The 13686-nt window shown below is 41.0% G+C and carries 13 protein-coding genes; 11 read left to right on the top strand and 2 right to left on the bottom strand.

Annotation, left to right across the window (positions count from 1 at the left end):
* The first annotated feature begins 170 nt into the window (after nt 1-170).
* From BUB77_RS26670 to BUB77_RS26650, 5 genes are all read left to right on the top strand, one after another.
* Nucleotides 171-506 (top strand): rod-binding protein, encoded by a 336-nt coding sequence (locus BUB77_RS26670; protein WP_073280223.1) that lies wholly within the window; start codon nt 171-173, stop codon nt 504-506.
* 221 nt (nt 507-727) lie between these two features.
* Nucleotides 728-2941 (top strand): SF1B family DNA helicase RecD2, encoded by a 2214-nt coding sequence (gene recD2, locus BUB77_RS26665; protein ID WP_073280222.1) that lies wholly within the window; start codon nt 728-730, stop codon nt 2939-2941.
* Nucleotides 2942-3099: 158 nt separating this feature from the next.
* On the top strand, nt 3100-4005 hold the full coding sequence (locus BUB77_RS26660) for a nucleotidyltransferase family protein (protein ID WP_073280221.1): 906 nt from the start codon (nt 3100-3102) through the stop codon (nt 4003-4005).
* Nucleotides 4006-4015: 10 nt separating this feature from the next.
* Nucleotides 4016-4738 carry a ComF family protein gene (locus BUB77_RS26655; RefSeq protein WP_073280220.1) on the top strand — a complete coding sequence of 241 codons (723 nt, stop codon included), beginning with the start codon at nt 4016-4018 and terminating at the stop codon, nt 4736-4738.
* A gap of 318 nt (nt 4739-5056) precedes the next feature.
* Complete coding sequence (locus BUB77_RS26650; protein WP_073280219.1) at nt 5057-5491, top strand: flagellar protein; 435 nt, start codon at nt 5057-5059, stop codon at nt 5489-5491.
* Between the two features lie 123 nt (nt 5492-5614).
* Here the strand turns inward: BUB77_RS26650 and BUB77_RS26645 are convergent, their stop codons facing one another.
* Complete coding sequence (locus BUB77_RS26645; RefSeq protein WP_170866765.1) at nt 5615-6454, bottom strand: CvfB family protein; 840 nt, start codon at nt 6452-6454, stop codon at nt 5615-5617.
* Between the two features lie 8 nt (nt 6455-6462).
* Nucleotides 6463-7167, bottom strand: a complete 705-nt coding sequence (locus BUB77_RS26640) for an acyl-[acyl-carrier-protein] thioesterase (RefSeq protein ID WP_073280218.1) — start codon at nt 7165-7167, stop codon at nt 6463-6465.
* Between the two features lie 275 nt (nt 7168-7442).
* On the opposite strand from BUB77_RS26640, the gene BUB77_RS26635 reads away from it, so the two are divergent.
* From BUB77_RS26635 to hpf, 6 genes are all read left to right on the top strand, one after another.
* A complete protein-coding gene (locus BUB77_RS26635) occupies nt 7443-7820 on the top strand; it encodes a RidA family protein (protein ID WP_073280217.1) in 378 nt (125 codons plus the stop codon).
* Between the two features lie 33 nt (nt 7821-7853).
* The gene (locus BUB77_RS26630) at nt 7854-8453 is read left to right on the top strand and encodes a class I SAM-dependent methyltransferase (RefSeq protein ID WP_073280226.1); all 600 of its coding nucleotides are present in this window, start codon (nt 7854-7856) and stop codon (nt 8451-8453) included.
* 4 nt (nt 8454-8457) lie between these two features.
* A complete protein-coding gene (locus BUB77_RS26625) occupies nt 8458-9447 on the top strand; it encodes a CPBP family intramembrane glutamic endopeptidase (RefSeq protein ID WP_073280216.1) in 990 nt (329 codons plus the stop codon).
* A gap of 176 nt (nt 9448-9623) precedes the next feature.
* A complete protein-coding gene (trxB, locus tag BUB77_RS26620; RefSeq protein ID WP_073280215.1) occupies nt 9624-10547 on the top strand; it encodes a thioredoxin-disulfide reductase in 924 nt (307 codons plus the stop codon).
* Between the two features lie 228 nt (nt 10548-10775).
* Nucleotides 10776-12089 carry a C40 family peptidase gene (locus tag BUB77_RS26615; RefSeq protein ID WP_084124776.1) on the top strand — a complete coding sequence of 438 codons (1314 nt, stop codon included), beginning with the start codon at nt 10776-10778 and terminating at the stop codon, nt 12087-12089.
* Nucleotides 12090-13076: 987 nt separating this feature from the next.
* Nucleotides 13077-13604 (top strand): ribosome hibernation-promoting factor, HPF/YfiA family, encoded by a 528-nt coding sequence (gene hpf / locus BUB77_RS26610; RefSeq protein WP_073280214.1) that lies wholly within the window; start codon nt 13077-13079, stop codon nt 13602-13604.
* Nucleotides 13605-13686 lie beyond the last annotated feature (82 nt).

Raw genomic sequence — 13686 nt, 5'->3', positions numbered from 1 at the left:
GGCGCGTTGGGAAGACAAGGCGGTTGGTGTGAATTATTGAGAAGCATAATTCACACACAAGATTGAGCCTGCGAAATCCTCGGCCCAATCTTGGGGCGCGTTGGGAAGGCATGGCAATTAGTGTGAAATAGAAGATTTGATATTAACGAAAGATTACAGGGAGGCAGAATATGAGTATTGGCATTGGCAGTAATTATTCGGTAGATGCGGCTTTAGCTCAGGCAGAATCCTCAAAGAGTACTTCTAAAATTGAAGACACCTTGAATAAAAACCTTAAAAATGCCTCAGACGACGAATTAATGGATGTCTGCAAGAGCTTTGAATCCTATATGGTTGAGCAGATGTTTAAGGAAATGAAAAAATCCGTTGGCTCAGAAGAGGATGAGAGTCCCTATGTTTCTTATTTTGGGGATACGCTTTATCAAAAGTATGCAGAAGATGTAGTTGACACCGGCAGTATGGGCATTGCTCAGATGCTGTATGATTCCATGAAACACAATAGTTAATTAAGTTACATATATTAGTTGAATTCAGTTTTGAAGCTAAGATTCAACTTATACCGAAAATATTCTTGCGCCTAGAAAATTACTATACTGAATTTCTGAAAGGAAATAACAGTATGGTTATTTTCTGGGCGTAATTTATAACTATTGTGTTATAATATCAGATAGTACCGGAATCTGAATAATTCAGGTAAATTTATTGGCTAAGGCAGGTGAGGAATAAGTTGGAAGATGAAATTGAAGGGTATGTGGAACGGATTGTATTCCGCAATGCGGAGAATGGGTACACTGTTTTGACCCTTGTGAAGGAAGAAAAAGAAATTACCTGCGTTGGTACATTTACCTTTATTAATGAAGGTGAATTTATAAAGTGCAGCGGCAAATACACGGCACATCAGCTCTATGGAGAGCAGTTCCTTGTTGAGAGCTATGAATTTAAAGAGCCGGAGGATCTTGATTCCATGGAAAAGTATCTGGGCTCAGGGGCAATTAAAGGAGTGGGAAGTGCCCTGGCTGCCAGGATTGTGAGAAGGTTCAAGGGAGATACCTTTCGTATTGTTGAAGAGGAACCGGAACGTTTGGCAGAAGTAAAAGGCATCAGTGACCATATGGCAAGAGAGATAGCCAAACAATTCAATGAGAAAAGGGACATGCGGGGAGCTATGATTTTTTTACAGCAATACGGTATTACAACAGCCCTCGCTGTTAAAATATACAAGGAATATGGTATGAGGATGTACCAGGTCATAAAGGAAAATCCCTACAGACTGGCAGAGGATATTACCGGGGTAGGATTCAGGCTGGCAGATGAAATAGCTGCCAGGGTGGGGATCGGCACGGAGTCGGATTACCGTATCAAGGCTGCCATTTTATACGTACTGCTTCAAGGCAGCACCAACGGACATGTATACCTGCCGGAGGAATTATTATACCGTAAGGTATGCGAATTATTAGGGATTGCAGCAGCCGGTATTTCGGAGCAGATTAATAACCTTTCCGTGGAAAGAAAGATTATTATTAAGACCGATGTGGAAGAAAGGCATATTTACAGTGCAGGGCTATATTATCTTGAGCTTAATACCGCAAAGATGCTTAGTGATTTGAACATAAAATACGATTTATCCCTTACGGAAATTGAACACCGTTTGAAAGCAGTTGAAAAGCAGTTTCAGATAGAGCTGGATGAGCTGCAAAGGACAGCAGTCATTGAAGCAGCCAAGAATGGTATCTTAGTGGTAACAGGAGGTCCCGGAACCGGTAAGACTACCACCATCAATGCTATTATCCGTTTTTTTGAAGCAGAAGGAATGGATTTGCTTTTGGCAGCACCTACCGGAAGGGCAGCTAAGAGAATGACGGAAACCACAGGCTATGAAGCGAAGACCATTCACAGGCTTTTAGAAATCTCTAAAATGTCAGGGGATATGGAAAATAAGCTGGTATTTGAAAGAAATGAAGGCAATCCCCTGGAAACAGATGTAATCATTATTGATGAGATGTCCATGGTGGACATTACCTTGATGCATGCACTGCTTCGGGCCGTAACGGTAGGTACCAGGCTTATATTGGTAGGAGATGTCAACCAGCTTCCTTCCGTGGGTCCCGGCAATGTATTAAAGGATATTATTAATTCCCATGCTTTTAATGTAGTAAAGCTTACAAAGATTTTCCGCCAGGCAAAGGAAAGTGATATTATTGTAAATGCCCATAAAATAAATGCCGGGGAGCAGATCGAGCTGAACAATAAATCCAGGGACTTTTTCTTGTTAAAGAGGGCTGAGGTCAGGGATGTCATCGGAGTGACAATAGCACTTGTACGGGATAAAATGCCCGGCTATGTAAATGCTTCTCCCTTTGATATACAGGTACTTACGCCTATGAGAAAAGGGGAGCTGGGAGTAGAGAAGCTGAATGGGATACTGCAGCAGTATCTGAATCCGCCTTCCAAGGATAAGCAGGAAAAGGAATACCATAACATTATATTTCGTGAAGGCGATAAAGTCATGCAGGTCAAAAATAATTACCAGCTGGCATGGGAAAGCAAAAGCCGCTATGGTATTACCACCGAGAGCGGTATGGGAGTTTATAATGGAGACACGGGGATTATAAAGGAAATTAACCACTTTGCGGAACAGCTGACGGTAGAATTTGATGAGGGAAGAATGGTTGAGTATCCCTTTAACCTGTTAGAGGAGCTGGAGCTTGCCTATGCCATAACCATTCATAAATCCCAGGGCAGTGAGTATCCGGCAGTTGTTCTTCCTCTTTTAACAGGTCCCAGGATGCTGCTGAACAGAAATATCCTGTATACGGCCGTAACAAGGGCAAAGAGCTGCGTGACTATTGTGGGCAGCACGGAGACCGTTCAGCTGATGATTGACAATGAGAGTGAACAGCGAAGGTATTCGGGCCTTACTGAGAGAATAAAGGAATTATGATTCAATTACGGAGCAAATTCCGTAATTAGAGAAGAATTTAAATAACCTGTTCCATATATGAGTAGGCATGTAATAATCTGTAAATAATACAAAAGAATTAGTGCAAGTTTTCGTACTTTAAGGTATAATATTTAAATAATATTAATTTGGAGGAAATTATGGAAAAAACAACCTTAGTCATTATGGCAGCCGGCCTTGGCAGCAGATATGGTGGAATCAAGCAGCTTGAGCCGGTGGGTGTAAGCGGCGAGATAATTATGGATTATTCCATCTATGATGCAATTAAGGCAGGCTTTAATAAAATCATATTTATTATCAGAAAAGATTTGGAGAAGGATTTCAAGGAAGTAATCGGAGACCGCATATCCAGGATAATTGAAGTGGAGTACGCCTTTCAGGAAATGACAGATCTGCCGGAAGGCTTCACTGTACCGGAAGGAAGGACAAAGCCCTGGGGAACAGGACAAGCTGTCCTTTGCTGCAAGAATATTATAAAGGAGCCCTTTGCTGTTATCAATGCAGATGATTATTATGGAAGCGAAGCATTTGTCAAGGTTCATGACTATCTGACCAAAGCCGATGAGAAAAGCACTGACTACTGCATGGCAGGCTTCGTTCTTGGCAATACCTTAAGTGAAAACGGAACAGTAACAAGAGGAGTATGCCAGGTTGATCAAGAAGGATATCTTGTAGATATCAAAGAAACCAAATCCATCCAGAAGAAGGGTGAGAGCGCAGTATCCGGTGAAAAAGAAGGAGAAGAGACTCTTATTGATTTAAGCAGTCCCGTATCCATGAATATGTGGGGCTTTATGCCCGGACTGCTTCCGAAGCTGGAAACAGGCTTTGTCAGCTTCTTAAAGACGGAGGGAAAAGAATTAAAGACAGAGTACCTTTTACCGGAAGAAGTGGGAAGGCTGATAAAGAAGGGAGAGGCTTCTGTCAAAGTACTCAGCACCAATGATAAATGGTTTGGTGTAACGTATAAGGAAGACAAGCCCGTGGTAATGGATTCCATAAGAGAACTGGTAAAGAAGGGAATATACCCGGAGAAATTATTTTAAGGGGCAGCGCATGTTTGAAGCACTACTTGATATCCTATATCCGAGAAGATGTCCCATATGCTCTGAGATCGTAGACAAAAGAGGCGAACTCTCCTGTACGGAATGCAGAAAAAAGCTCATACCTGTGGAGGAGCCTAAATGCAAGAGGTGCGGTAAGCCTATAGAGCAGGAAACAAGGGAATACTGCTATGACTGCGAAAGGCGGAAGCATTACTTTGAAAGAGGCTTTGCCTTATGGCTTTATAACGAAGATATGAAAAGAACCATGGCAGCCTTTAAAAACAAGGGCAGACAGGAATATGCCGACTTTTTTGTGGAAGAGCTGATAAAGAAGTATCAAAAAGAGATAGAAGATATTTCACCGGACGCATTAGTGCCAGTGCCTATTCATAAGAACAAGAGACTAACAAGAGGTTATAACCAGGCTGAAATTCTGGCCTGCAAGCTGGGAGATAAACTTAATATACCGGTGTTATCAGAACTGCTTGTCAGGGAAAAGGATACCCTTCCCCAAAAGCAGTTAAGCGATAAGGAACGTTTCCGTAATATCTCAGAGGCATTTGCCTTTTCTCATAAAGAGCGGCTTAAATTTAATAAATCACTTCAAAGGGTGCTGTTAGTGGATGATATCTATACCACGGGAAGCACCATAGAAGCATGTGCCAGGACGCTCAAATTAAATGGTATAGAAGAAGTTTATTTTGCCAGTATATGTATAGGCAAAGGTTACTAAAGAGGAGTAGTTTGAAAAATGCTTTATGTTTTTATACCTGTTGTCTATGCAGTATCAACAAGCAAGCTTGTGATATGCGTGGGAGCTGGTGCGAAATAAAAAGATATTTCGCACCCCATATTTAAGCAGTATCACAAGCAAGCTTGTGATATGCATGGGAGCTGGTGTGAAATAAAAAGACATTTCACACCCCATTTAAGCAGTATCACAAGCAAGCTTGTGATGTGCATCGTGCTAGTGTGAAAAAATTTTTTAAACTATTAATTTTCGCAATAATCAGCTTGCAGGCAAGCTGGTTGATGCAGGAAAGAGGTTAACATGGATGTTAGAAACTGTAAGAGCTGCGGTAGATTATTTAATTATATAGGGGGGCCGTCTTTATGCCCTGCCTGCATGAAAGCCCTGGATGATAAATTTGACCAGGTGAAGGAATATATCTATAACCATCCCAAGGCGGGAGTACAAGAGGTTGCAGAGACAAATGATGTTACGACCATGCAGATACATAAATGGATCAGAGAGGAAAGACTTTCCTTTACGGAGGATTCCATGGTTTCACTGGAATGCGAAATGTGCGGAGCAGCTATCAGAACAGGACGTTTTTGCAAGAACTGCAAGGATAAATTGTCCAGCCATTTCGGTAGCTTATATGAACAGATTCCTGAGGAAAAAAAGAGGGAGTTCAAGGAAGAGTCCACCAAGATGCGGTTTTTACAGAACCGTAATACGAATAAGGGAAAAGGAACGCCCTAAAGAAAGATATTATAAAACTGCCATAAATACCGGATTTCTGTGCTTCTAATGATATATCCGTATATTTATGGCAGTACCTTTTTATTGCAACATGCTATTCTGACATCTGAATCAAGGCTCAAATTATTTGATTTCTTCAATTCCTTCAGCTGTAATGCGGATTTTTTCTTCCTTCATAAGTCTTCCGATAGCTCTTTTATAAGCATTTTTACTTAAACTGAATTTCTCGGCAATAAGGGAAGGCTCTGTTTTGTCGTGATAGGGAAGGAAGCCGCCGGCTTCTTCTAACAACCGGAATACCATATCGGCATCCGTATCAATCTGGATTGGAATCTTTTCCTGAAGGCTTAAGTCCAGCTTGCCGTCTTCCTTTACAGAGGTTACTCTGGCTTCGACGCTGTCACCTGCCTTTAAAATCCTTTTTAATTCCTTTTCGGGAATAAGTGCGCTATAGCAATTGTCCACTGCCACGAAGGCTCCAAAGTTTTTGATGACCTCATATACGGTGCCTATAACCTTATCTCCCTTTTTGTAAGGGGAATCCAGCTGCAGATAATCATATATTTTCATAGTAGCGCACAGCCTGGTGCTCTTATCAATGTAGAGGGCAGCAAGGACGTGCTCTCCTGTATGGACACGCTCTGTCTGCTCCTTAAAGGGAAGCAGAAGGTCCTTTGCAAGGCCCCAGTCAAGGAAAGCTCCGATGGTTGTAACCTCTTTGACCTGTAAAAGGGCTACCTTGCCCAAGGAAATCTGGGGAGTCAGGGTAGTGGCAATAGGCCGGTCATCGGAATCCTTATATACAAAGACGGTCAGAGTATCTCCGGGTTTTATATTTTGCGGCACCTGTGCCTTGGGAAGAAGTATACGTTCTTCCGAGGAGGAGGCTGCCTCCTTCAGGTAAATACCGAAATCCGTGCTTTTTACCATTTCAAGTTCCTGTTGTTCACCTAGCTTTATCATAAGACCTCCTATAAGGTGTATTCTATAATGGTATATGGTTTCTGGTCGGTGTCGGAAAGTACGACCATAAAAGTATTTTCATCCTGATGGATACGCGGGATAATTTCATCCCCAAGTAAAGCGGACTTCCGGTATTCTGCCCTCATCTGGGCGGCATTAAAGCCATCGGGCAGGTATTCCTCTGCCATCCGGATGTATTCTCCGTTGTTTACGTGATTATTGGTATCCAGATTCCTGCGTTGAACGGCAAAGGCAGGAGCATCGGAAAACTCCTTTGGAAGAAGAATCTTCCGGGGGGCATATTCCATGGGATAGGCTTCCTCTGTTTTATAGGCCCTTGCCACGCCTTCCTCAATTTTAGCCGGGCAGTTGTTCAGGGTATCCATATACACCCATACGGAGTTAGCCACGGCTAAGACCTGCTTTCCGGCATCTTCGATCATAAAATTCCGGTAGCCGTAAAAGGTTTTAAAATCATAGGCCCAGGTAGAGACGGTGATATCCTCCCCAAAAACAGGGAAGCGGTTTATCTTGATCTGCCAGGCATTCATAAGCCATACACGGTGATGCTCCTCCAGGTAATCAAGGCCGACTCCGATATCCTCCGAATGAAAGATACTGCAATCCTGGAAATAATTTATAATAGAGTAAAAATCCAATTCTTTGTTGGTACAGACCTCACTGTATCGTACTCTGCTGTTAAAACTGTACATAATAACCTCTTTTCAGTTTTCCCATATTAAGTGTAGGATGGTATGTGATGATAAATAGCCGGCTGCCTTGCAGATGAGCCATAAGGTGCCTCAACAATTACATTTACACATATACCTTATTGTACCATATCTTTTTCTATTATGATACAAGTTCTTTCAGGTTTCTATACCATATAAAAATATGGAAAATATGCTATTTTTATAAAAAGTAGTGAAAATACTTTTTATATAGTATATAATGGTTCTTAATAATGAATAAAACGGAGGGTATATCAATGAAGAAAATAATCAGCACATCCAATGCACCAGCAGCAATTGGGCCTTATTCACAGGCAGTTGTCCTAAATGACATGGTCTATACCTCTGGTGTAATTCCCATTGATCCGGTGAATGGTACCGTGGTTAACGGAGATATTAAAGTACAGACGAAGAGAGTGCTGCAAAGTCTGGAAGCTCTTTTAAAGGACAGCGGCTCCGACCTTGGCAAGGTTGTGAAAACCACTGTATTTATCAAGAATATGGAGGACTTCCCGTTAGTTAATGAAGTATATGCTTCTTTCTTCACAGACAATTTCCCGGCCCGTTCCTGTGTGGAGGTCGCCAGGCTTCCAAAGGATGTGCTGATTGAAGTAGAAGCAGTAGCTTATATATAAGCACATTGGGGTTATACTGAAAGGATGGATTTTTTGGACTCGATAGATTATTATAATAAGAATGCAAACCTATATTTTGAGAATACTGTTAATAGTAATACGGAAGAAAACAGGGAGAAGTTTTTAGCTGCTCTTACGGAGGGCAGTGCCATATTGGACCTGGGCTGCGGCTCCGGCAGGGACAGCCTTGAGTTTATCCAGCGGGGCTTTGACGTGACTGCTGTTGACGGAGCGGAGGAGCTTTGCGAACTGGCATCTATCCATATAGGACAGGATGTGCTCTGCATGCAGTTTGAAGAGCTGGATTTTGATGAAGTTTTTGACGGCATATGGGCCAATGCATCCCTGCTACATATCCTTCCGGATGAATTTGACGAAATATTTAAAAAGGTCATAAAGTCATTAAAGCCTCAGGGTATTTTGTATATGTCCTTTGGTCATGGGGATTTTACAGGGTACCGCAACGGAAGATATTTTAAGGATTTTAAAACAAAGGCCATGAAGGAGCTTCTGTCCGGATACGAGGAACTTGAGCTTCTTGATATTTGGAAAAGCACGGATGATTTAGGGGAAGCAAGCCTTGATGAATGGCTGCATGTTTTAGTAAAAAAGGGCGAAGAGAAACAGGAGTAGATATATGAATCAGGTAAAATCAGTCAACAGGGTCTTTCTTGCTACCGTATTGGTTACCATTGCAGCGATATTTATAAATCCTCTGGTGTATCATGCAAGCGATAACTATTTATATATCCTTATCATTTCGCAGCTTATACTGATTATCCCTTCGGGTATCTATTTATTCCGGCAGAAAAAGGGACTTGCCGATGCCATCGGCTTTCGGAAAATCAGCTTCGGAAATGTGGTGCTCGTAGTAATCTTTGCGTTTCTAATTATGCCTCTTATGGGATTAATAAACGCTTTTTCCCTGCTCTTTGTAAGAAATGATACCACTCAGGTAATCGGAAGCCTGATTGGAGGCAATGGCCTTATTGTCAGCCTTCTCATGGTAGGACTGGTTCCCTGTATTATGGAAGAAAGTGTTTACCGCGGAGTTTTCTTTCAGAGCTACCGTAAGGCGAATCCCTTAAAAGGAATCTTTTTAAGCGGATTGCTCTTTGGTCTTATTCATCAGAATTTTAACCAGTTCTCGTATGCTTTCGTAATGGGTGTGATCTTTGCATTTATAATAGAAGCAACGGATTCCATACTTTCTACCATGATAATACACTTTGTTATAAACAGCACCTCCGTTTTAAGCCTGACCCTTTCTGGCGGGGCTAACGGTTTAGCGGATGCCAATGCACTTTCAGAATATACACAGCAAATAAGTATGGGATATATCTTTTCTGCCCTTTTACCGGTAGCTGCTATATCCACTATGCTTGCTTATTTCGTATTCCGGGTTCTGGCGGACAATTCCGGCAGGTGGGAGCATGTAAAAGGAATATTTAAGAAGAAGACAAAGACAAATTTTATTACGCCCAGCCTGGTAATAGGTATCATCCTCTGCCTTGTTATTATGGTGGCAAATGAATACCTGGGAAGGATGGACGGAGGAGTACAAAAGGACGAAGGCTTTGTAACAGCCATTTTTGGAGTAATCCAGACCATACGGAATTTCTTTTAGTAAATAAATGCCCAAGGTGCAAATCAAAATGCACTTAGGGCTTTTCTTTTTCATAAAATGTGTTAAAATATAAATACAATTAGATTGTAAACAATTTGTATGACGGAAATGGAATAAATGTCATGCATTGTACAAAGATTATATTGTATTAAAAAAAGAAATGGAGGAATTAATATATGGATAAGATACATGAAGTTATGATAATAGGATCCGGCCCGGCGGGATTAACAGCAGCATTATATGCAGGAAGGGCGGAGCTTGATACCATTGTAATTGAGAAGGCGCCCATTAGCGGCGGACAGATCATAAATACTTATGAGGTAGACAATTATCCCGGAATCCCCGGAATCAGCGGTTTTGAACTTGCCACCAAATTCAGGGAGCACTGTGACAGGATGAATCTGCCCTTTATTACAGGAGATGTAAAAAGCTTTCGGACAGAGGATGGAATAAAGGTCATAACCCTGGAGGACGGAACGGAATACCGTGGAAAGACAGCCATTATTGCAACCGGGGCAAATCCCAGGAAGCTTATGGTGGAAGGGGAAGAAAGGCTGGCTGGTATGGGAGTGTCCTATTGCGCCACCTGTGACGGAGCTTTCTTTAAAAATAAGATTACAGCAGTAGTAGGCGGCGGTGACGTTGCAGTGGAAGATGCCATATTTTTAGCAAGGCTTTGTAAAAAAGTCTACGTTATCCATAGAAGAGATGAATTCAGGGCCGCTAAGACCTATACCACCAAGCTTCTATCCATGGAGAATGTGGAAGTGATTTGGGACAGTGTGGTAGAGGAAATACAGGGCGGTGAAGTTGTTGAAAAGATTAAGGTAAAGAATATTAAGAACAATGAAGGGACGGAGCTGGCTGTTGACGGTATCTTCATAGCAGTCGGATACAACCCCAGTTCAGAGATTTATAAGGAAGCTCTGGAACTGGCCTCCGGTGGATATATTAAGGCGGATGAATCCTGCCAGACCAATATTCCGGGAGTATTTGCAGCAGGAGATATCCGTACAAAGGAATTAAGACAAATTATTACGGCGGCTTCCGACGGCGCAAATGCGATTACCGGAGTAGAAAAGTACCTTAATAGTTTATAATGGTTTCTATTAATAGATAATTTCATATTTTTTATCGGATTTTAAGAGAATGGTTAAATAAACCATATATTTTATTAAATTATGCGTTGACAGCAGTAGTATGCTTTGATATAATAACCTCATGATATTTAATAATTTTGTAACATTTAAAAAAGAATTATACTAATGATTATATACATTTAAACGAATTGTTACATTCGCATAAAACCGTAAGGAGGTTACAAGTCAATGCTAAGAAGTACTGCTGTTAAGGCATCTTTATGTACCGCTGCGCTGTTATTATCCCTTGGTGCGGGAGTCAGGGTTCAAGCGGCGGAGGGTATCTCGGACAATGGATTGGCAGGCATCATGCCCGCTCTTGACAATTACTATGTGGCTACTGCAGAGGTAGATAAGGGAGAAGCGGAAAAGCTGCTTGACTCCTATGCTAAACAAAAGGAAGAGCCGAGCAGCAATGAAGTGAAAAAAGTAAAATCACCCTATGCAAATCTTGGAATCTCCATAGCGGATAATTATGTTAATATTCGAAAATCACCCAATACCGACAGTAAAATAGTAGGTAAGCTCTACAAGGGCTGTGCAACAGATATTCTTGCCAGGAAGGGCGATTGGGTTAAGATTAAATCAGGTAAAGTAAAAGGATACATCAATGCGGACTTCTTAGCAATTGGTTCAAAAGCGGAAAAGCTGGTTGATGAATATGCCGACAAATATGCTACTATAGATACAGAGACCTTATTTGTCAGAGAGAAACCGGGAACGGACAAGACCATAGTGACCATGGTTCCTCAGGGTGAAACCTATTACATATCAAAAGAATTTAATAAATGGGCCAAGATAGTCATTGATGAAGGCGAGAGCGGATTCGTATCCAAGGATTACATAAAAATTGATGTAAAGTTCAAGTATGCCATATCCATCAAGGAAGAAATGGCTAAAATAGCAGCAGAGAAAAAAGCGAAGAAGGCAGAAGCAGAAAGACTGGAAGCCCTTGCAAAAGAACGTGAAGAAGCAAGACAGCAGGCCGCATCCAGAGAGCAATCCCATCAAAGCTCCAGTAGCAGCAGTTCAAGCAGAAGCAATTCCAGCAGCAGTAACTCCAGTAGCAGTAATTCCAGCAGCAACTCCAGCAGCCATAGCTCTTCCGGAAATTCCAGTTCTTCCGGTTCAGGAAGCGGAAGCGGCCAGTCAATTGCAAGCTATGCAATGAATTTTGTTGGTAATCCCTATGTTTGGGGTGGGACAAGCTTAACGAATGGAGCGGATTGTTCCGGTTTTGTATATTCCGTATATTCCCACTTTGGATATAGTATCCCCAGAGATTCCAGATCTCAGGCAGCAGGAGCAGGATATGAAGTCAGCGTTAGTAACGTACAGCCAGGAGATTTGATTTTCTACACCAATTCCGGCGGATCCGTTAATCATGTTGCAATGTACATAGGCAATGGCCAGGTGGTAAATGCCAGCAATGAAAGAGATGGCATTAAAATATCCAGATACAATTACCGTACGCCTTACAAAGCAAGAAGAATAGCAAAATAGTATATTGGTACCGCAGCTAGGTTACACTAACTGCGGTACTTTTTTATAAAAATTAAATTTTCAAAAAAAGACCCTCAAAAAGCTATTTTATTAGAATTTTTTGATAATTAACAAAAATAAGGCCATTTGAAGAAAATCATATTTCGAGGGAAATGGGATTGACAAAAGAAAGATTATACAATATGCACAAAATAATAGATAGCAAAAATATAAAAATATGGAAACTAAGAAGTTGGACAGGTTTATCCAAAAGTTATCCACATTAAAAAAGCCCACTTATAACCACTATTAAAAGTTATACACAGAGTTATCCACTTTATCCACAGGTATAAACCACTGTTGTGGAATGTGGAGGGAACTGTCAAGGTAGAAAATTTGTTTTGTAAGTTATGATAATATGAAAAACATGTAAATTACTTGTAACTTTATGGAAATATTTGTAACTGTCAAATAATTATCAGATATGATGTACAATGATAGGGAAATACCCGGAAATTTAAGATGAAGTTAGAATAAGTACGATAGTTTGAAAAATGCGTTGCATTTTTCAAAGAACAGGCAGACGGCTTTAGGAGGACTCTGAATACCACTAAAAACGCGTGAAACCTAACAATTGAGATAAACAGATGACCAAGGGAGTTGTTTTGGAGTTTTGTCTCAAGAGGTTCCTTATGACACTTAAGCGGCAGGAAACGTGACTAGGTAAAACAGTGCTGCTGTTTGAGCTTGATAACTAACACAGCCAAATTTATTGCAGCGAGTTCAGCGCTGATTTACCTGCCAGTTACGTTTTCTGCCGTTTTAGTGGAATAAGGGTTCTCGCGTAACAAAACTCCAAAACAACTCCCTTGGTCATCGTCCGTTTCCATAAACCCTCTTTCTGCGTTTGCCATACTCAGAATACGGAAATAGCTTGTCACATATCCTGGGGTGTGTTATAATATTGTTAAGCAATAGTAATAAAAAAGTTAAAAGGAGTTGATTCATATGCGTTTTATTATAAGCGGCAAAAACATCGAGGTTACAGAAGGTCTCAAGACAGCTGTATATGAAAAGATTGGAAAACTTGAAAGATATTTCACTCCTGATACTGAAATCCACGTAACAATGAGTGTCGAGAAAGAAAGGCAGAAAATAGAAGTAACAATTCCTATGAAAGGAAGCATGGTAAGAGCAGAACAGACAAGCACCGATATGTATGTGTCTATCGACCTTGTTGAAGAAGTGATAGAACGCCAGTTAAGAAAATATAAGAACAAGCTCATTGAGCAAAAGCAGGCAATCATAAATCTGAATCAGGAATTTATTGATGATTCCTTTGAGGAAGAAGATAATATTAAGATCATACGTACCAAGAAATTTGCAATCAAGCCTATGGACCCGGAGGAAGCTTGTGTTCAGATGGAGCTTTTAGGACATAATTTCTTTGTATACCGCAATGCGGAAACCGATGAGGTAAATGTAGTCTATAAGCGTAAGGGCAATACCTACGGTTTAATCGAACCGGAATTCTAAAAATTGCAATTTGCTTACTGTTTATAAGGTTTATAGATTTATAAGGTTTATAAAGAAATGGGATTAGTCAGGGGGCTGTTGG

It is taken from the genome of Anaerocolumna jejuensis DSM 15929, assembly GCF_900142215.1.
GTDB lineage: Bacteria > Bacillota > Clostridia > Lachnospirales > Lachnospiraceae > Anaerocolumna > Anaerocolumna jejuensis.
Note: the sequence above shows the minus strand (reverse complement) of the source record. Positions and strands in the feature narration are given on the sequence as shown.

What these genes read in the sequence shown, in the direction of transcription:
- BUB77_RS26650 (WP_073280219.1), top strand. Translation starts at nt 5,057, where the DNA reads ATGGATGTTAGAAACTGTAAGAGCTGCGGTAGATTATTTAATTATATA.
- BUB77_RS26640 (WP_073280218.1), bottom strand. Translation starts at nt 7,167, where the DNA reads ATGTACAGTTTTAACAGCAGAGTACGATACAGTGAGGTCTGTACCAAC.
- BUB77_RS26645 (WP_170866765.1), bottom strand. Translation starts at nt 6,454, where the DNA reads ATGATAAAGCTAGGTGAACAACAGGAACTTGAAATGGTAAAAAGCACG.
- BUB77_RS26655 (WP_073280220.1), top strand. Translation starts at nt 4,016, where the DNA reads ATGTTTGAAGCACTACTTGATATCCTATATCCGAGAAGATGTCCCATA.
- BUB77_RS26635 (WP_073280217.1), top strand. Translation starts at nt 7,443, where the DNA reads ATGAAGAAAATAATCAGCACATCCAATGCACCAGCAGCAATTGGGCCT.
- BUB77_RS26625 (WP_073280216.1), top strand. Translation starts at nt 8,458, where the DNA reads ATGAATCAGGTAAAATCAGTCAACAGGGTCTTTCTTGCTACCGTATTG.
- BUB77_RS26660 (WP_073280221.1), top strand. Translation starts at nt 3,100, where the DNA reads ATGGAAAAAACAACCTTAGTCATTATGGCAGCCGGCCTTGGCAGCAGA.
- hpf (WP_073280214.1), top strand. Translation starts at nt 13,077, where the DNA reads ATGCGTTTTATTATAAGCGGCAAAAACATCGAGGTTACAGAAGGTCTC.
- BUB77_RS26615 (WP_084124776.1), top strand. Translation starts at nt 10,776, where the DNA reads ATGCTAAGAAGTACTGCTGTTAAGGCATCTTTATGTACCGCTGCGCTG.
- BUB77_RS26670 (WP_073280223.1), top strand. Translation starts at nt 171, where the DNA reads ATGAGTATTGGCATTGGCAGTAATTATTCGGTAGATGCGGCTTTAGCT.
- trxB (WP_073280215.1), top strand. Translation starts at nt 9,624, where the DNA reads ATGGATAAGATACATGAAGTTATGATAATAGGATCCGGCCCGGCGGGA.